The following is a 17,122-nucleotide window of genomic DNA, read 5'->3' on the forward strand; positions in this document are numbered from 1 at the left end:
AGTTGCGTTTGCCCAGGATTGGGCAAACTGATTCCGCCGACCACGCGCCCTGGCACCCATTGCCTCCAGCCGCCATCGACAAAACCCCAGGATTGTCCCGCGCCAGAAAATATGCACGAGCGTTTTGGCCCCGCTTTCAGCGCACAATCAGGGTATTTTGACCACTTTTCCGAAAACGGATATATTGTGACCCCCTTTTGAGGGCTTGAGCGCTTTTTCGCGTGCCACGTTGCCGCCGCAGAACCACCCGCCGCCACCCCTCCCTGAGCGTCCAGACAAAAGCAGGGGTCCAATCAGCTCTTGGCCTGTTCGGACGGACACTTGAACGCCCCATCTGCCCCGTTAACACGCCGATCGCCATTACATGACCATCTCCCTAAGGCCTTGAACTGCACGTTCGCTCATTTGTGAACTATTTAAGAATGAATCCTAATATGTTTCCGTTTTAGGCCCATATGATTCTGGAACTGTGCCATAATGCAGTTGTCCGAGCGCGAGCCACCCACCGGTTCGCCCGCGCAATCGCCTGTGTTCAAAGGAGAACAAACATGAAGTTCGTTTGCCCCGTTTGCGGTTACGTTGAGGAGTTCGACGGCGAGGAGCTGCCCGCCGATTTCAAGTGCCCCCAGTGCGGCGTCTCCGGCGACCGCTTCACCAAGGTCGAGGAGGGCAAGATGACCTGGGCCGCCGAGCACATCGTGGGCGTTGCTCACGAGGAGGGCGTCTCCGAGGACATCATCGCCGACCTGCGCGCCAACTTCGAGGGCGAGTGCTCTGAAGTTGGTATGTACCTGGCCATGGCCCGCGTTGCCCACCGCGAGGGCTACCCGGAGATCGGCCTGTACTGGGAGAAGGCCGCTTACGAGGAGGCCGAGCACGCTTCCAAGTTCGCCGAGCTCCTGGGCGAGGTCGTGACCACCTCCACCAAGAAGAACCTCGAGATGCGCGTTGAGGCCGAGAACGGCGCTACCGCCGGCAAGTTCGACCTCGCCAAGCGCGCCAAGGCCGCTGGCCTGGATGCCATCCACGACACCGTGCACGAGATGGCTCGCGACGAGGCCCGTCATGGCAAGGCCTTCGCTGGCCTGCTGCAGCGCTACTTCGGCTAAGTCTTAGTCGCAAGTCCCCTAGCTTACACAAACGAAAAAACGCCGGCCTCCTGAGGTCGGCGTTTTTTCAACCAACATGACACCACATGTCGCCGTCTATATGAAACGTTTGAACGCTGGCGCTGTCACGGCGCAGCATATAGGGCGTACCCGAATATGGACGCCATCTATCACAGCCCGGTTTTTTACTCCACGCCCGCGAAGGTAGCCTCGCTCCGCTTGCGAGCGGCGCGCATCAGAAGCAAGCTACTTGTGATAGGGCTCTCCACGCATGATCTTGAATGCACGGTACACCTGCTCAAGCAGCACCACGCGCGCCAAGTTGTGCGGCAACGTGATCCGCCCGAACGAGAGGCGCTCGTCGGCGCGAGCGCGTACCTCAGACGACACACCGCACGAACCACCGATAACAAAGGTGATGGAGCTCTCCCCCCGTAGCATCAGGTCATTTAGATGCGACGCGATCTCCTCACTCGAACGCTCCTTGCCCCCAATGTCGAGCAGCACCACATGCGACCGCTCGGGAATCGCCGCCAAAATGGCCTTGCCCTCAAGCGCGCGCCCCGCCTCCTCGCCACCGGTCTTTGCCGGATCACGGTCGGGGATCTCGACCATCTTGATGCTCGCATACGCGCTCAAGCGCTTTACGTACTCCGCGCAGGCGTCCGCCCAAAAACGCTCCTTGAGCTTGCCCACTGCGACCACGGTGATCTTCACTGAATCCTCCTCGATAAACGCCATGGCGCGACTCACGCCACTGGGGCCACACGAATCGGCGCGCACCCTGTGGCTGGCGCCCCTACGCTTGACGATAGGTCTCAAAGAACTCAGCCAGATCTTCCATCGCCTCGCGCAGCACACCCATGCGCGGCAGATACACGATACGGAAGTGGTCAGGCTCGGGCCAGTTGAAGCCGCCGCCGCGGGTGATGAGAATGCCCTTCTGGTGCAGCAGGTCGAGGGCGAACTGCTCGTCGTCGTGGATGTTGAACTTCTTCACGTCCATCTTCGGGAAAATGTAAAACGCCGCCTTGGGCTTGACCGCCGTAATGCCGTCGATCGCGTTCAGCGCCTCGTACACGTAGTTGCGCTGCTCGTACACGCGACCGCCGGGCGCCACGTAATCCTTGACAGACTGGTGCCCGCCCAGCGCGGTTTGCACGATGGACTGCGCCGGCACATTGGAACACAGGCGCATGTTAGAGAGCATGTTCACGCCGAGCATGAAGTCGCTGCCCAGGCGTTTGTTGCCCGACACGATCATCCAGCCGATGCGGTAGCCCGCGATCATATGGCTCTTGGAAAGACCGGAGAAGGTGACGCAGAACAGGTCGGGCGCCAGGCTCGCAATGGAAACGTGCTCGGCCTCGTCCATGCACAGGCGGTCGTAGATCTCGTCCGCAAAGATCATGAGCTGGTGTCTGCGTGCAATCTCAACGATCCCCTCGAGGACGTCCTTGGAATAGACCGCACCCGTGGGGTTGTTGGGGTTGATGATGACGAGCGCCTTGGTGCGCGGGGTGATCTTGGCCTCCATGTCGGCCAGGTCGGGGTTCCAATCTGCCTGCTCATCGCAAAGATAATGCACGGGCGTGCCACCGGCGAGCGTGGCGCATGCGGTCCACAGCGGATAGTCGGGCGCGGGAATGAGGATCTCGTCGCCGGTGTCGAGCAGGGCCTGCATGCACAGGTTGATGAGCTCGGACACGCCATTGCCCGTGTAAATGCCGTCCATGCTCACGTTGGGCAGGCCCTTGAGCTGCGCGTACTGCATGATCGCTTTGCGTGCGGAGAACAAACCGCGGCTGTCGGAGTAGCCCTCGCAGTCGGGAAGCTGTTCGCGCATATCCTGGATGACCTCGACAGGAGTGCGAAAGCCAAACGGTGCAGGGTTGCCAATGTTGAGCTTGAGAATGTGAGCGCCCTCAGATTCGAGACGCGCGGCCTCGTCGACCACAGGACCGCGGACATCATAGAGAACGTTATCGAGCTTGGAAGACTTGCTGAAGGTGCGGATGGCGTCGGACATGATAATCCCTTCGGGGTGCGAGCTGGCCGAGTTGACGGAGTTGGTGTTCTTGTCGAGGCGGCTCATGTGGATGCGGGGCTCGGGGGCGGCGGCAGGCCGCGCCTCGGCTCGCCCGGGGGGATCGGAGGTCGTGCACGCGGAGGGCGCACTCTCCCCCATCAAGAAGCTAGGTTCAATTTCCAAAATATCGGACAGCAGCTGCACAACCGCGCGGCGCGGCAAGGTTTTGCCGCTCACGTACTGGCTCACTTGGCTCTTTCCGAGCCTGGCCCCTCGCTGGCTCGCCATCCGAATCAAGTCGGCCTGCTTGAGCCCTCGACGGTCCATGCCCTCACGCAAGTGCTGCGCGAACGATTCCGCCGTGGCAGGCGAATCGACAGATATGCGCTTTTTCTCAGCCATCGGCACTCCCAACATATCCATTGAACTTATAGTTCAATTTCTGGGAGTTTACCATATGAGTTCAATTCTAAGTTCAATTAGTTCAATTTAAACGAAAGCAACGCCCCGCACGGCATCGGTGCCACGCGGGGCGCGAGGCGCGGCGCCCGCGCAGCCCGGCAATCCAACAGGGCGCGCCCCCACTCCGGATGAAGCGCTGCCCTATGCGCGGCGCTCCTTCACGCCGAGCGTGAAATAGGCGAGGTGGAACACCCAAACGCACACGAGGATGATGCGCCCGACGGGCACCTGATACATCAGGGCAAAGCCAATCGACATCAGCACCGTCACCACCGCCATGAGGCGCACCTTCGCCGCGCGCGTCATGCCTTGACCCGACACATAGCCCTCAAGATTCTCCATGTACAGCTTGGTCCCCAAAAACCACTGGCTGAGGCATTCCGAAGCCCGAGCGAAGCAAAACGCCGCCAACAGTAGAAATGGAAACGCCGGCAACAGGGGAATCACAGCGCCGACGGCGCCCAGAGCCAGAGCAGGGCACCCACACGTCGCATACGCGCATCGTCTCAAGTTCATTGGGCATCCTCCCCGGCATTGGGCAGATGGTGGTGCCAGCCCGCCTAGTTCTCCAGAAACGTGTCGCCCAGCTCGGTGTACTGGCCCCAATACCTGCTCAACAGTTTTTTCGCCCACGTCTGCACCGCGGCAATCGACACGGGGATAAGCGGCACGCACACGAGTAGGACAAGTGCCGCGCGCAGGCTCACGGTGGAAAGGACCGCGAAAAGCGTGGGTGGAGCGAGCATCGCGTAGAACAGCTGGAGTAGGTACGCCGCGAAATAAGTCTCGAGCTGCTCCACGCCTTCAGCGGCGACTTGCACGACCTCGAAGGTCGCCGCGGTCTGCCGGTACGTCGCCCCAAGGCGCAGGAGCTTCTCGTAGAGTTGGGTGCGCAGCGTGCGCTTGACGGCGCGCGAGAAACACACGGCGAGCAGTGATGCTCCGAGCGAACAATGCGTCGCGCTTATACCTCTGCACGGCACCCGGGGGCCCTGTCGATATGAAAAACGCTCCGACCCGAAGAATCGGATCGGAGCGTCTTCATGCAAGCATCTCACGCTGTGCCCACTCTGCCGTCAAACGTGCGGCAATACGGGCCGGGACGATTAGTAGCGGCTACCACCGCGACGGTCGCCGTAGTTGCCACGGCCACCACGGTCGTCACGAGAGCCGTAGCCGCCGCGGCCACCGCGGTCGCCATACCCGCCGCGCGTGTTGCGATCGCTGAACTTGCGGTCACGGTCGCCGAAGCCGCCGCGACCACCACGGTCGCCGCGGTCGCCGAAATCGCGACGAGGACCGCGATCGCCAAAGTCCTTGCGAGGACCGCGATCGCCGCCACGGCCGCCGAAGCCACCGCGACCGCCACGGTCACCGCCGCGGCCGCCGAAGTCCTTGCGCGGACCACGGTCGCCACCGCGAGCACCAAAACCGCCACGGGAGTTGCGGTCGTCGTTATCCAGGCCCATCTCGGTGAGCGGGTCAATGAGCTTGTCCATGAGGGCCACGATATCCTCAGCGTCAAGCTGAGAAAGCTGGGGGATGAGCTTCTTGCGCTTGCCGCCCAGAGAAGCGGCGATTTCCTCGGCGTTCTCGTTAGCGGAGACGAGGATGGCGCGCATGTCCTCTTCCTCGGGCATGACGCGGGTCACAGCACCGGCCTCCTCGGCCTCGCGCAGGATGCCGTCGAGCTCACGCAGACGCATGCCCAGCAGGTCGGACATCTCCTTCTGCTCCATCTGGGGCTTGAGCTCAAGGAGCTTGAGGGCGCGCATCAGTTCGCTGGCGCGGGCGGCGTCGGCCTCAGCCTCACGGCCCATGGCGAACTTACGGTTGCGCAGCAGGCGAGCAGCCTTCTGCACCTTGTCGAACAGCTGGTCGTCGAGGGAGAGCTCCTCGGCGGCCTCCTCGGCGTCGGCGTCCTCGGACTCGGCAGCGGTCTCGGCCACGTCGTCGGCGGCCTCCTCGACCTCGGCAGCCTCGGTGGCCTCGACGGCCACAGTGGCTTCGTCCATGATCTCGTTCTCGTTCTCGATGTTCTCGGACATGTCGTCCTCCTTCTGCGCCCGCAGGCGCGCTATCGGGGGCTGATCGCCCCGGCGCCACTCACGTCTTTCAAAAATGTCTGGCACCATCTCCACGCCTTCCGGCGTCTCATGCGGCACGCTCCATCTGAGCCTCGAATGCCGCCGTAAACCAGTGTACGCGCCGCAGCCTTGATTCCCGCGTGCACATTTCGTGACACACAGGTTCCGCATTCGCTCCGTTTGTGAACAAGCACTGCCCCCCTCCGCGATGGCGCCGACGCTCCGAAACGGCACCGCGCGTGTAATGTCGAGAAAATCACGATAGTAGCGCTTCAATTTCGACATCACACGCGCGGAACTTCAGCGTTCGGGTTCACCGTCGCAGGCCATGCATGCCCTGCGGCAACGCCAGGTGTTCGGGCTCGCCATCTCGCCCGTGCACGCCTCATGCCAGCGTCGGCACTCGGGGTCGTCATCACGCCCGCGCACACCTCACGCCAGATAGCGCTCGACATCCGCAACCCGCGCCTCTCCGTCGCGCCTACCCACCTGGTAGACGCGCTCAAGAACCTCGGGGTCTTTGACCGAGATGGGCGCCTTTACCGACTCACTCGGGCGGATGACGAGCAGACGCCCCTCCGCTTCAAGACGAGCAACGTCATCGAGTTGTGCATTGTAGCGTTCGTGCCGGTTGGCCAGCAGCTCAATGAGCCTAGGGTACTTGCGCAAGGTCAGGCGCAGGATGGGCATGAGGCCGTTGGGCTCCTTGCGAAAACCTGCCGGCTGCGTGAGGATCGCCACGTTGCGGTCGTATCCGTGGCGAACCATCCACATCGCGGGGATGGAGTTCGCGATGCCACCGTCGAGCAGGATGTGCCCGTCGAGGCGGACGGGATTTGCCAGCATGGGCACGGACGCGGAGGCGCGGATCCAATCAAGATCCTCCTCGTCACCGCGCTCGATGTCATGGTAGATGGCCTTCCCCGTCACGATATCGGTGCACACCACCGTGAAGCGCATCGGGTTCGCCTGCAGTGCCTCGACATCGAACGGATCCAGCTCGAGAGGAACCGTGCGATACGCGAAATCGACGCTGTACAGGTCACCCGTGCGCAGCAGGTTGCGCATGCTGGCGTAACGCGGATCGGCACAGAAGCGCTTGTTGTAGCGAATGGCGCGGCCGGCCTGACGCGACTTGATGTTCACGCCGAACGCGGCACCGGCTGACACGCCCACCGCATGGTCGAACTCGATCCCATGCTCCATGAACACATCGAGGACGCCCGCCGTGTACAGGCCACGCATGCCGCCGCCCTCAAGTACCAATCCCGCCGTCATCTGCGCCTCGCCCCTCCTCGTATCACGCCTCTTTCGACAGGCAATTCTACGCCCATCGCGAAAAAGGGGGCGAGCGCGTTTGAACTGCGCCCGCCCCTCCGACTGGGCCCGCTTTCCCAGCAGGAAACCCTACAGGTCGCGATAATCGATGAGCTCGAGATCGCCCCGGCCCTCCAGCCAAGCGCGCAGGTCGGGGTCGAGCAGGGCATCGACCTCCTTGGTACGGTCCTCGGTGAGCGACGAATGCGTGAGGATGTAATGGTCGAGGTAGCCCGGATGGCAAACGAACACGACCGTCTCGCCGTCCTTCATCTCCTCGACCGTCTCACGAATCGCGGCGGCGGGATCGTAACCCGGCGTCTGGGAGCGCATGACCATACGCACGGGAGTATCGCCGCAGGTAACCACAGCAGTTAAGTCGAACGAGGGGACCTGGCATTTATAACCGTGATTTTGCGCGACCTGGGCGATCGCGGCGTTAAGGTTCTCGGAGAGCACCGCATGCGCCTCGAAGTATTCCGGCTCGCGCCCGACGATCTCGATGAAACGCTTGAGCTGCGCCTCAATCTCGATGACCGCCTCGTCGAAGTCGACGAAATCGACGCCCTCCTTGTACTTGGCGCGGTATTCACGACTGCTCTTGAACTCCCCGTTCGCCTGAAGGAGACTCGGGATAAGGGCCGGATCGGCGCAGGGCTTTCCCAGGCAGACATTGGTATGCTGACCAGCTGCGATGTCGCAATCAGCGATGAGGCCCCAGCCGCGCTCGGCTTCAGGCATGTTCGGCATCACGCCCACCGAGCGCACGAGGCCCTCACGGACGCTCCGCTCGATGCCCAGGTCGACGGCGTAGGAATAGCCCACATCATCGGCGCGAATAAGCAGGTATTTCATGATGGTCTCCTCTCGTCCGCCAATAGGCGAAACGCTGCACCTGAAGGCCCTCGTCCTCGAGCCCCTGTCGCTCGGCATCACCGCCCGTCAGCGGGGCGGAATGATGCAGTCGTAGCGGACGGCCTTGCCAGCGATGCTATGGCTGGGCTTGACGCCAGCGAGGTGCGGGCCTTTGATTGGGCGCTTGATGACGATCTTGCGCGGGCGGGCCGCCAGGGCAGCCCGCAGCAGATCGTCTTCGTCAAGCGGGTCCGTCGGGCGCTCGAGGCCGTGGATGAGCTGGAATTTCTTCTTAACCGCGGCGCTTTTGGTGCGACCGGGGAACATGGGGTCGAGATAGACCACGTCGGGACACGTGTCGGGCGTCTCCCCGAGCCCCATCAGCGTGACGCGGCTGTCGCCCTCCACCAGATGCATGCGTGCAACGACCGGAGCCAGCGCCGGGTTATGGGCGGCGCGCTCGAGCGCATCCGCCAGTAGCGCGGCAATCACCGGGTCCGCCTCGCACAAGGTCACATCGAACCCGGAGGCGGCGAGCAGGAACCCGTCCTCCCCCAGGCCCGCGGTCGCGTCCACGGCGCGCGGACGGTCGACGCCCTTGACGCGCGCCGCCTTCACCAGCATCTCGCGCTGGATCACGCCCTGTTTGATACGGGGCAGCAGCTCCGCGAAATCCGGTCTGAGCTCCATGCCGTCGCGGGCAAGGGCGAGACCCTCCCCCGTGACCCTGAGGTGCAAGGTGCCCGACTCAGCCCTGTCGACCAGCGGCGCGCCCAGACGCGCCGCAAGGGCATCTGCCTCGGCGCGACGGGCGTCGTTCCCGCACGCAACCATGATCGCCGGCGCCGCCATGCAGGGCGCGTCCTCGGCCTGGCCGCTCGCCGGCGCTGCCATGCGGAATGCGCCCTCAGTCGACCGCTCGCCCGAAACCTCAATTCCATCCACGAAGAGCCGGTCCGTCATGCGCGGTCGCCGCCCTTGAACGCGCCGGACACGCGACGACGCACCTTGCGCGGGCTGAGCGCGGAGGCTGTCGCAGGAATGTCGATGTTCACGCCCAACAGAATCTTGGCGACCCAGAAGTAGAACAGCAGCACAAGAATTGGAATCAAGCACGAGGTCACGAGCATAACCGCCAGCGACTCGATGAACTGGTTGAGCGACTCCTGCGCACCTTCGACGGCACTCGAGATCCCGCCCGTCACCGTGTCGATAGCGTCTTGGAAGAAGCCGAGGATACCGCCCTCGTTTTGCTTCTCATCGCTCTTCTCCGCCTCGGCAGCGCCCTCGGCCAGCGTTTCCGCCGACTCGATGGACTCCTGCATGGAGGTCTGATACGTGGCGTCGATCCGGTTGGTCACCCATGAGCTCGTGGGGATCGCCAACAGCAGAACGGCACCGAGAACCGCCAGCTTGGCACCAATACCCAGGGGGATCTTCACCCAAGGGCTGCGCCCCCACTGCCACACCACGGCGATGCCGAACAGCGCCGCGATGGGAAATGCGAGCCCCAGCGCCGCAGCGCTGAAGATGGCGATGAGGTACTTCTCGAGGAAGAGCGCCGCGAGCACGATGAGAAAGCCCGTGCTGAGGTCCATGAGCTTGTCGGCGATGGGCGATCCCGCATCGCCAGGGATGGCGGAGATGAGAGCCGAAGCGCCCGCCGAACCCGCCGTGAGCGTGAGCACGTTGTCAATCTTTTCGTCGATCGTGTCAATCACATCAGCGTGTGCCGATGGCGACGAGAAATGCGGCAGGAGAATGAACCAGCACACGAGCGCAGCGACGATGAGGGCCGCCGTGATAATCCAACGTGTACGGTCGGGCATCGATGCACCGGGAAGTGCCGCGGCGCCCGATGGATCCCCGACATCCATGAATGCGGCGTCCCGAGACTCACCATCGGGGTACCCCTCGTCAAAACCCCGATCAACCTCGACATACCCATACTTGTCCAGCTCACGCGTGCGGTCGCGGTCCGTGCCGCGGCGATCGAGTCCGTTCATATGCGCCTCGCAATCGTGCGGCCAAGTCCGATTCGCGCCCGAGGGGGCGCGGACGCTCGGCCGGTACAGAGCCCGGCAACCAAACCATGCCGCGCTGCCAAATCTCTGCTGCCATTTTAGCAGTCGCCCCGCCTCCATCGGGAAGCGGGGCGACTCAGGCGGCGAAGATGCGACGCGGACGGCGTTACGCGCAGACCGGGACGCCGACCGTAGCCGCGATGCTACGCGCGGGCAGGAGCGTTACGTGCAGATGGACGGCATTACGCGCGCTCGGCGATGTCGAGCACGAACTGCTCGGTCTTCTCCCAACCGATGCACGGGTCGGTAATCGACTTGCCGTACACGCCGCCGTCGACGGGCTGGTTGCCGTCCTCCAGGTAGCTTTCCACCATAAAGCCGCGGACGATACCGTCGATGGCCTCGTTGCGGCGGCAGGAGTCGAGCACCTCCTTGGCGATGCGCAGCTGCTCGAGCGGGCGCTTGCCGGAGTTGTCGTGGTTGCAGTCCACCACCACACCGGGGTTGGCGTAGCCGGCCTCCTCGGTATAGCGCTCGGCCAGACGCTCGAGGTGCTCGTAATGGTAATTGGGGTAGGTGCGCCCGTCGAGGCCGATGTAGCCGCGCAGCACGGCGTGGGCCAGCGGGTTGCCGGGGGTATCGACCTCCCAGTTGCGGTAGATGAAGCCCTGCTCGGCCTGGGCGGCGTAGATGGAGTTGAGCATGACGCTCGTGGAGCCCGCGGTGGGGTTCTTCATGCCCACCGGCACCGAAATGCCGGACGCCACCAAACGGTGTTCCTGGTTCTCCACCGATCGGGCACCCACGGCGACATAGGACAGCAGGTCGACCAAGTACTGATAGTTCGTGGGGTAGAGCATCTCATCGGCGGTGAAGAAGCCGGTCTCCTCGATCACGCGCAGGTGCATGCGGCGGATGGCCTTGACACCCTCGAGCAGGTCGTCGCCGGCCTCCGGGTCGGGATTGTGCAACAGGCCCTTGTAGCCGGTGCCCTTGGTGCGCGGCTTGTTGGTGTAGACGCGCGGGATGATGAGCAAGCGCTCGCGGACGCGCTCCTGCAACTCGGCCAAGCGGGTCATGTAGTCGAGCACGGAGTCCTCGCGATCGGCAGAACAGGGGCCGATGATGAGTACGCGGCGGCTGTCCTCGCCGCGAAAGATGGCGGCAACTTCGGCGTCGAATGCACGCTTGGCCTCGACGAGGTCGGCGCGCAGGGGCATCTCCTCGCGGATGTCCTTGGGTATGGGCAGTAGGCGCTTGAAGTGCATGGCCATAAGAGCTCCTTACGGGTTGAGCGGCGGTCGGGGTGCGTCGAGCGGGCGCATGGCAGGTCGGATGCTGCGCGATGCTTGGCGATCCGGGGCAACGCAAGCTCGACAAGACCGACAGGCCACGGACGCGACGCATTTTTTCGTAGGGGAGATTATCGCTCACGACGCACAGCGCCCAGGGCGTTGGTCAAACGATTTAACCTGCGCGTCATATGCGCCATACGCGCATCTCAAGGCACAAATGCCCGTGAAGCTCATGCGCGTTCATCTATGATGTGGTGTAGAGGATTGTTTTCCACATCTTCATTCGATCTCGAGCATCGGCGCGTTCGACATCGAATTACCGTCTATGATACCGAGATACAGCACGCAACCCAAGCTAGAGATGGGATCCGAGCATGGGAGACCGAGAAGACACTCAGCGCCGCACAATCGGACCGCTTGGCATTGGAGCCGCCCTGTTTGCAGCATGCGTCGTTTTAATCCCCCTTGTTTTCCTCAGGATTCCCGTAAACAGCAGCTCATCTCATCTGTCGAGCGCAACGGGCATAATTCGTTCTATCGACATCGAAAGATCCCGCGCTTCAATAGAATTGACCGACCATGATCCTGCCGAGTTTCCGTTCCGCGATGAACCCGTTTTATTCGAGGTGCCGGAAGGCCATCTTGGACAAGAAGGTTTTGAGGTCGGAGACCCCGTCGATGTGACCTTTTTCTACACAAGCCCGCCCAAAGAACCGCTTGAATGCGTTGCCATGGAAATAGCCACGGATCTCAATTCTGCGTCTGTCACCTAATTGAAGCTAGCGTCGATTCGCACGCCAGATGAGGTGCAGACCGCGCAGGGTGAGGGCCTCGTCGACGGTGGCCTCGTGGGCGATGAGGGCAGCGACGCGCGCCGCGCCGTCGCCCGTAATCACCACGGGGGCATCACAGCCGAGCTCGCCCATCACGGCGTCAAGGAGGCCGTCGATGCGCGCCGCCTCGCCCAGCACCACACCTGACTGCATGGCCGCACGCGTGCTGCGGCCGATAACCCGCTCGGGCGCACGCAACTCGATCATCGGCAGACGCGCGGCGGCAGACGTGAGCGACCGGGCGCCCAGGGCCACGCCGGGCGCGATGATGCCGCCCGCGAACGCGCCCGACTCGTCCACGACCTCGATGTTGGTCGTCGTGCCTAGATCGACCACCACAACGGGCGCCCCATAGGCCTCGCGTGCCGCCACGGCGTCCGCCACGCGATCGGAGCCCACCTCAGCTGGATCGTCATAACGCATGCGGATACCGGTTTTAATACCCGGACCGACGACATAGGGACGCGTGCCGCACAATTTGCCCAACGCGATGTCCCACACGTCGCTCAAACTGGGCACCACGCACGACAGAATCGCAAAGCCGGGCTCGGGCGCGTCGAGCATGTCGATCGCACGGGCAGCATGGGCCCACGCCTCGTCCGCCGTGCACGATGCGGGCGTGGTGATCTCCCACGTGCCCATCAGCCGGTCCTCGACGAATACGCCGAACTTGGTCACGGTGTTGCCCACGTCGACCGCGAGCAGACAACCCTCGGCAAACGCGGGGCGAACAGACGTCGACTCCTCGATAAAACCCTCGCTGGCACCCATGACGCCCTCCAAGTTCTCGAGCATTTTTTCCTCTTTCGAGCTTACACTATAGCGGTCCTAATGCCGTAACCCGACTCTCCAATGAGGGAGAGCGGATATACGAGGGAGATCAAATTGAATCGAACGAACGAGCGCGCGCCTCGGCGCGGGCAAATCAGCGTTGCCGGTGTCATCATCGGCTGCATCGGCTGCGTCATCATCACGGCTTCGTCGGTCTACACCGCACTGAAGATGGGAGCGCTGCCGTGGCCCACCATCTTCACCTCCATTACCGCCCTGGTGCTCCTGCGAGCCCTCGGCCGCACGAGCCTCAGCGAGGCGAACGTCACCCAAATCATCATGTCGGCAGGCTCCATGGTCGCTGGTGGCCTGGCCTTCACCATCCCCGGCATCTGGATGCTCGGCATGGGCGATAAGGCCGGCTGGGTCGAGATGCTCGCCGTGGCTCTGGCGGGCACACTGCTCGGCCTGGTGTGCACGGCACTGATTAGGCAGAGGTTCGTCGAGGAATCCGACCTCGAGTACCCCATCGGCACCGCCGCCGCCGAGACCCTCATGGCGAGCCGTGCAGGCGGTGCCACGGGCAGGAAACTGTTCGGATCCATGGCGGCAGCGGGACTGTGGTGCGCGCTGCGCGACCTGGCGGGCGTGATTCCCTCCATGCTGCTCGCCCTGCCCATTCCCGGCGTGTCGTTCGGCATCTACAACTCCCCCATGCTGCTCTCCGTGGGCTTTCTGGTGGGAGGTGCCGCCGTGGCGTTCTGGTTCGCCGGTGGACTTATCGCGAACTTCGGCATCATCGTGGGCGGCAGCACCGCGGGGCTCTGGGACGTGGCAAGCGCGCAGGGCATCGTGTCGAGCCTTGGCATGGGTCTCATGATGGGTTCGGGCCTCGGCGTCGTCGTGCACGACATCCTGCCCAAGGCCGCGCGTGCCTGGAGAGGAACGCGTGGGCATCGGGGTGCGGCCGAGACGGATGCCGGTGCGACGTCCGGGGCAGGCGGCGTCACGCCGCGCGACCGCGGTGTCCTCGCCCTGTTCGTCGCGGCGGCGGCGCTTCTTATCTGCTTTGGCCTCGGCCTCTCCCCAATCGTCTGCATCGCGGTCGTGGCGCTCGCATTCGTGACCACCATCATGAGTGCCCAGTCGGTCGGACAGACCGGAATCGACCCCATGGAGATCTTCGGCCTCATCGTGCTACTCGCCGTCGCCGCCCTGGGCGAGACCAACCAGGTCAAGCTGCTCTTCGTCGCCGGCGTGGTAGCCGTTGCGTGCGGCCTTGCGGGCGACGTCATGAGCGACTTCAAGACCGGGCACATCCTGGGCACCAGTCCGCGCGCCATGTGGATCGGCCAGGCCATCGGGGCCCTGCTCGGCACGGTGATAGCCGTAGCGGTGATGGTGGCGCTGCTGTCCGCATACGGCCCTGAGTCCTTCGGGCCGGGCAAGCTGTTCGTTTCCGCTCAGGCAAGCGTGGTCGCCACCATGGTTTCGGGCATCCCCAGCGTGGGCGCGTTCGTCATCGGACTTGTAGGCGGCGTGGCCCTGCACTGCCTGGGCATCCCCGCCATGATGCTCGGCCTCGGTGTGTACCTGCCGTTCTATATGACCATATCCGCCGCACTCGGCGCATGCGTCAAGTGGGCATACGACCGCCTCTCCGCGCGGAGCGCCGGTAAGACAGGCACTGGTACGGTCGATAACGCGAAGGAAACCACACACGACGAATCTGGCATCATCGTCGCCTCCGGTGTGCTTGGCGGCGAGTCGATTGTGGGCGTGATCATTGCACTCATGTCCGTCGCGGGGGGACTCTTCGGGTAAATCCGCGAACGAAGATGCAGGGGCGGCGCGGATTGCGGGCGCGGGCTTTATGTGCACGCATCCGTACCAAGTCCCCAAGCGCACAGTCGCTCCGCTCTTCGCACTGGGCGTCATTCTCTTCATAGGTCATGCCATCATGGGACGACTCTAGGTATTGGACAAAGAGAACGCGGTAAAGAAAACGCGGCGGCATCTCTCTTCTGCAATGTGAGTCTCTTCTGCAATGTGAGAAACCATAGGTTTGAAAAACCGCACCGGATTTCAAACCCATGATAAATCACATTACCAACCCCATTTATGTGAGAAATCATGGGTTTGAAACGTTAAGCCAGTTACAATCCCATGGTTTCTCACATTTTTCAACCAGCCGCTCGGATTCAACAGCGGATACACGCATCCTGTCGCAATCGGCTGCGAGCCCCCGTCTGCGAGGTGCCCACTTCCGCAGCAGCTGAACCGCCTACCGAGCCACTCGCCTGCAAATGCCCGCCACGCGGTATGCTGAGACCTGCGCCCTCTTGGCACCTCCGTCGGCGCAACACTCGACCACGCTTTCCGAGGGGCCTTGTCATGTGGGTTTTCGACACAACGCTCTACCAGATGTATCCGCTGGGCATGCTTGACTGCCCATTCGACGCGCCCGCCGTCGACGACGCCGAGGGCCAAGAGCGCGAACGCTCCCTGCACCGCGTGCGCTCGCTCATCGAATGGGCCCCGTACCTGGGAAAGCTCGGCGTGGGCGCCATTCTGCTCAACCCCGTCTTTGCCAGCGACTCGCACGGCTATAACACGCGTGACCTGCGCGAAATCGACTACCGGCTGGGCACGAACGAGGACTTCGCCCGCGTGGTCGACGCTCTACACGCATGCGGCGTCCGCGTGATACTCGACGCCGTGTTCAACCACGTAGGGCGCAACTTCTGGGCGTTCCGGGATGTGCGCGAGCGCCGCTGGGACTCGCCGTACAAGGACTGGTTCAACATCAGCTTCGACGGCGACACGCACTTCGGTGACGGATTTTGGTATGAGGGCTGGGAGGGCAACCAGGACCTCGTCAAGCTCAACCTACGCAACCCCGAGGTCGTCGACTACCTCCTCGATGCGGTGCGCATGTGGAAGCGCGAGCTGGGCGTGGACGGACTGCGACTGGACGTGGCCTATAGCCTCGACCACGATTTCGTGAAGCAACTACGCGGGCTCGCGGACGAACTGGGCGCCGAACCGCGCTTTGACGGCGCCCCGGGCGACGGGTTTCCGCTCATCGGCGAGGTACTGCACGGTGACTACAACCTCATCGTGAACGATGAGATGCTCAACTCCTGCACGAACTACGAGTGCTACAAGGGGCTGTATTCGAGCTTCAACTCCATGAACATGTTCGAGATCGCCCACTCTCTGCACCGCCAGTTCGGCGGCGACCCGTGGTGCATCTACCGCGGCAAGCACCTGGTGAATTTCGCCGACAACCACGACGTCTCGCGCCTTGCGAGCATCCTCACCGAGAAGCGCCACCTCGCTCCGGCATACGGTGTCTTGTTCGGCATGCCGGGTATCCCGTGCCTGTATTACGGTAGCGAGTGGGGGCAGCTGGGAACCAAGGGCATCGGGTACCTAGCAGACGTGGAGCTGAGGCCCGCCATCGGCGCGCCCGCGGCCGAGGCGCTCGACGCCCCGGTCGCCGGATGGGACGGCGGCACGGGCCCCAACGAGCTCACCGCGTTCATCAACCGTCTCAACCACGTGCGCCGCGAGTCGCGGGCGCTCTGCCACGGAGACTACCGCAACGTGATCATCACCAACAAGCAGCTGCTGTTCGAGCGTTGCGTCGGTGCGGCGGACGGGGCGGCGGCCGAGCATGTGCTCGTGGCCGTGAATGCGGATGACGCGCCGTTCACTTTCAACGATGGCTGCCTACAAGGATCATTCGATGTCCTCGTCTCGTGCGAGGCGAGCTCCCCAACTGCGAGCGCCGCACCGTCCGCGACCTCACCCGACACACGTCCTGAGCACGATGGCGAACAACCCGCAACCGGGGCAGACGTGCGCCCCGAGCCCGATACCGGGCAACACGCAGCCGCGGCCGAGGACGATGCGCACCCCGAGCCTAGCGCTAACGCCAGGCTCGACCTTCACGGGACGCTGGAAATCCCGCCCTTCGGCATTTTGTACCTCCGTCAAGCGTAAAGAGCGGCGCGTCGAGCAACGAAGCGACCCTTGGAAAAACGAAGTTGAGCTTTTTCGTATCGATTCAAGAGAAGGCGAAGTATACCGTTCCCTTTGACTCATAAAAGCGCAGGTCAAAGTCGATCGAAAATGCCTTGTACTCGCGAATTCCGATTTCCGATACGAAAAAGCTCGAGAACCCATCTGCGAGGCCCGGAATTGCGGCGGAACGCGAGCATCTAGCGTGCGGCAACGCACGCAACGCGCAGCCAGGGAGGGCGCACCCGCGTCAGGCACGCAAAATGCGCCCGCCCCCAACGCGCCACGCGTTTCCAATGTGCAAAAATGCGCGT

At 63.1% G+C, this 17,122-nt stretch carries 15 protein-coding genes; 4 read left to right on the forward strand and 11 right to left on the reverse strand.

The genetic code is table 11. The features are described 5' to 3' along the window. Positions 1 to 548 precede the first annotated feature (548 nt). Positions 549 to 1,109, forward strand: a complete 561-nt coding sequence (locus Q5Q88_RS00405; protein ID WP_040360524.1) for a ferritin family protein — start codon at positions 549 to 551, stop codon at positions 1,107 to 1,109. 246 nt (positions 1,110 to 1,355) lie between these two features. Here the strand turns inward: Q5Q88_RS00405 and rlmH are convergent, their stop codons facing one another. The 10 genes from rlmH to Q5Q88_RS00455 all read right to left on the reverse strand — a co-directional run bounded on the left by rlmH (position 1,356) and on the right by Q5Q88_RS00455 (position 11,157). Then, positions 1,356 to 1,826, reverse strand: a complete 471-nt coding sequence (gene rlmH, locus Q5Q88_RS00410) for a 23S rRNA (pseudouridine(1915)-N(3))-methyltransferase RlmH (protein WP_118654245.1) — start codon at positions 1,824 to 1,826, stop codon at positions 1,356 to 1,358. 82 nt (positions 1,827 to 1,908) lie between these two features. Then, a complete protein-coding gene (locus Q5Q88_RS00415; protein ID WP_302741105.1) occupies positions 1,909 to 3,540 on the reverse strand; it encodes an aminotransferase class I/II-fold pyridoxal phosphate-dependent enzyme in 1,632 nt (543 codons plus the stop codon). A gap of 201 nt (positions 3,541 to 3,741) precedes the next feature. Continuing rightward, the gene (locus Q5Q88_RS00420; protein ID WP_294123242.1) at positions 3,742 to 4,116 is read right to left on the reverse strand and encodes a YbaN family protein; all 375 of its coding nucleotides are present in this window, start codon (positions 4,114 to 4,116) and stop codon (positions 3,742 to 3,744) included. A 44-nt stretch (positions 4,117 to 4,160) separates the two neighbouring features. After that, positions 4,161 to 4,658 (reverse strand): ABC transporter transmembrane domain-containing protein, encoded by a 498-nt coding sequence (locus Q5Q88_RS00425; RefSeq protein ID WP_368076124.1) that lies wholly within the window; start codon positions 4,656 to 4,658, stop codon positions 4,161 to 4,163. Positions 4,659 to 4,706: 48 nt separating this feature from the next. Beyond that, a complete protein-coding gene (locus Q5Q88_RS00430; RefSeq protein WP_118654242.1) occupies positions 4,707 to 5,648 on the reverse strand; it encodes a hypothetical protein in 942 nt (313 codons plus the stop codon). A 471-nt stretch (positions 5,649 to 6,119) separates the two neighbouring features. Further along, positions 6,120 to 6,965: a patatin family protein gene (locus Q5Q88_RS00435; protein WP_294123244.1), complete on the reverse strand. Its 846-nt coding sequence runs from the start codon at positions 6,963 to 6,965 to the stop codon at positions 6,120 to 6,122. A 129-nt stretch (positions 6,966 to 7,094) separates the two neighbouring features. Then, on the reverse strand, positions 7,095 to 7,859 hold the full coding sequence (locus tag Q5Q88_RS00440) for a ChbG/HpnK family deacetylase (protein WP_294123247.1): 765 nt from the start codon (positions 7,857 to 7,859) through the stop codon (positions 7,095 to 7,097). Between the two features lie 87 nt (positions 7,860 to 7,946). Next, positions 7,947 to 8,822: a class I SAM-dependent methyltransferase gene (locus tag Q5Q88_RS00445; RefSeq protein ID WP_302741110.1), complete on the reverse strand. Its 876-nt coding sequence runs from the start codon at positions 8,820 to 8,822 to the stop codon at positions 7,947 to 7,949. Further along, complete coding sequence (locus tag Q5Q88_RS00450; protein ID WP_302741112.1) at positions 8,819 to 9,865, reverse strand: hypothetical protein; 1,047 nt, start codon at positions 9,863 to 9,865, stop codon at positions 8,819 to 8,821. Before Q5Q88_RS00450 ends, Q5Q88_RS00445 begins: the two co-directional genes overlap by 4 nt. Before the next feature lie 260 nt (positions 9,866 to 10,125). Further along, complete coding sequence (locus Q5Q88_RS00455; RefSeq protein WP_294123251.1) at positions 10,126 to 11,157, reverse strand: 3-deoxy-7-phosphoheptulonate synthase; 1,032 nt, start codon at positions 11,155 to 11,157, stop codon at positions 10,126 to 10,128. Between the two features lie 395 nt (positions 11,158 to 11,552). Here Q5Q88_RS00455 and Q5Q88_RS00460 point away from each other — a divergent pair, with 395 nt between their 5' ends. Further along, positions 11,553 to 11,951 (forward strand): hypothetical protein, encoded by a 399-nt coding sequence (locus Q5Q88_RS00460; protein ID WP_302741114.1) that lies wholly within the window; start codon positions 11,553 to 11,555, stop codon positions 11,949 to 11,951. 6 nt (positions 11,952 to 11,957) lie between these two features. Here Q5Q88_RS00460 and Q5Q88_RS00465 read toward each other — a convergent pair whose 3' ends face one another. Beyond that, positions 11,958 to 12,806, reverse strand: a complete 849-nt coding sequence (locus Q5Q88_RS00465) for a type III pantothenate kinase (RefSeq protein ID WP_233546232.1) — start codon at positions 12,804 to 12,806, stop codon at positions 11,958 to 11,960. A gap of 90 nt (positions 12,807 to 12,896) precedes the next feature. On the opposite strand from Q5Q88_RS00465, the gene Q5Q88_RS00470 reads away from it, so the two are divergent. Both Q5Q88_RS00470 and Q5Q88_RS00475 read left to right on the forward strand, forming a co-directional pair. After that, positions 12,897 to 14,606 (forward strand): OPT/YSL family transporter, encoded by a 1,710-nt coding sequence (locus Q5Q88_RS00470; RefSeq protein ID WP_118654235.1) that lies wholly within the window; start codon positions 12,897 to 12,899, stop codon positions 14,604 to 14,606. A gap of 570 nt (positions 14,607 to 15,176) precedes the next feature. Further along, complete coding sequence (locus tag Q5Q88_RS00475; protein ID WP_302741119.1) at positions 15,177 to 16,790, forward strand: alpha-amylase family glycosyl hydrolase; 1,614 nt, start codon at positions 15,177 to 15,179, stop codon at positions 16,788 to 16,790. Positions 16,791 to 17,122 lie beyond the last annotated feature (332 nt).

It is taken from the genome of uncultured Collinsella sp., assembly GCF_959026545.1.
GTDB lineage: Bacteria > Actinomycetota > Coriobacteriia > Coriobacteriales > Coriobacteriaceae > Collinsella.

Bases quoted from the DNA above. Each gene is read 5' to 3' on its own strand.
- Q5Q88_RS00405 (WP_040360524.1), top strand. From the start codon at position 549: ATGAAGTTCGTTTGCCCCGTTTGCGGTTACGTTGAGGAGTTCGACGGC.
- Q5Q88_RS00415 (WP_302741105.1), bottom strand. From the start codon at position 3,540: ATGGCTGAGAAAAAGCGCATATCTGTCGATTCGCCTGCCACGGCGGAA.
- Q5Q88_RS00420 (WP_294123242.1), bottom strand. From the start codon at position 4,116: ATGAACTTGAGACGATGCGCGTATGCGACGTGTGGGTGCCCTGCTCTG.
- Q5Q88_RS00430 (WP_118654242.1), bottom strand. From the start codon at position 5,648: ATGTCCGAGAACATCGAGAACGAGAACGAGATCATGGACGAAGCCACT.
- Q5Q88_RS00435 (WP_294123244.1), bottom strand. From the start codon at position 6,965: ATGACGGCGGGATTGGTACTTGAGGGCGGCGGCATGCGTGGCCTGTAC.
- Q5Q88_RS00440 (WP_294123247.1), bottom strand. From the start codon at position 7,859: ATGAAATACCTGCTTATTCGCGCCGATGATGTGGGCTATTCCTACGCC.
- Q5Q88_RS00445 (WP_302741110.1), bottom strand. From the start codon at position 8,822: ATGACGGACCGGCTCTTCGTGGATGGAATTGAGGTTTCGGGCGAGCGG.
- Q5Q88_RS00450 (WP_302741112.1), bottom strand. From the start codon at position 9,865: ATGAACGGACTCGATCGCCGCGGCACGGACCGCGACCGCACGCGTGAG.
- Q5Q88_RS00455 (WP_294123251.1), bottom strand. From the start codon at position 11,157: ATGGCCATGCACTTCAAGCGCCTACTGCCCATACCCAAGGACATCCGC.
- Q5Q88_RS00460 (WP_302741114.1), top strand. From the start codon at position 11,553: ATGGGAGACCGAGAAGACACTCAGCGCCGCACAATCGGACCGCTTGGC.
- Q5Q88_RS00465 (WP_233546232.1), bottom strand. From the start codon at position 12,806: ATGCTCGAGAACTTGGAGGGCGTCATGGGTGCCAGCGAGGGTTTTATC.
- Q5Q88_RS00475 (WP_302741119.1), top strand. From the start codon at position 15,177: ATGTGGGTTTTCGACACAACGCTCTACCAGATGTATCCGCTGGGCATG.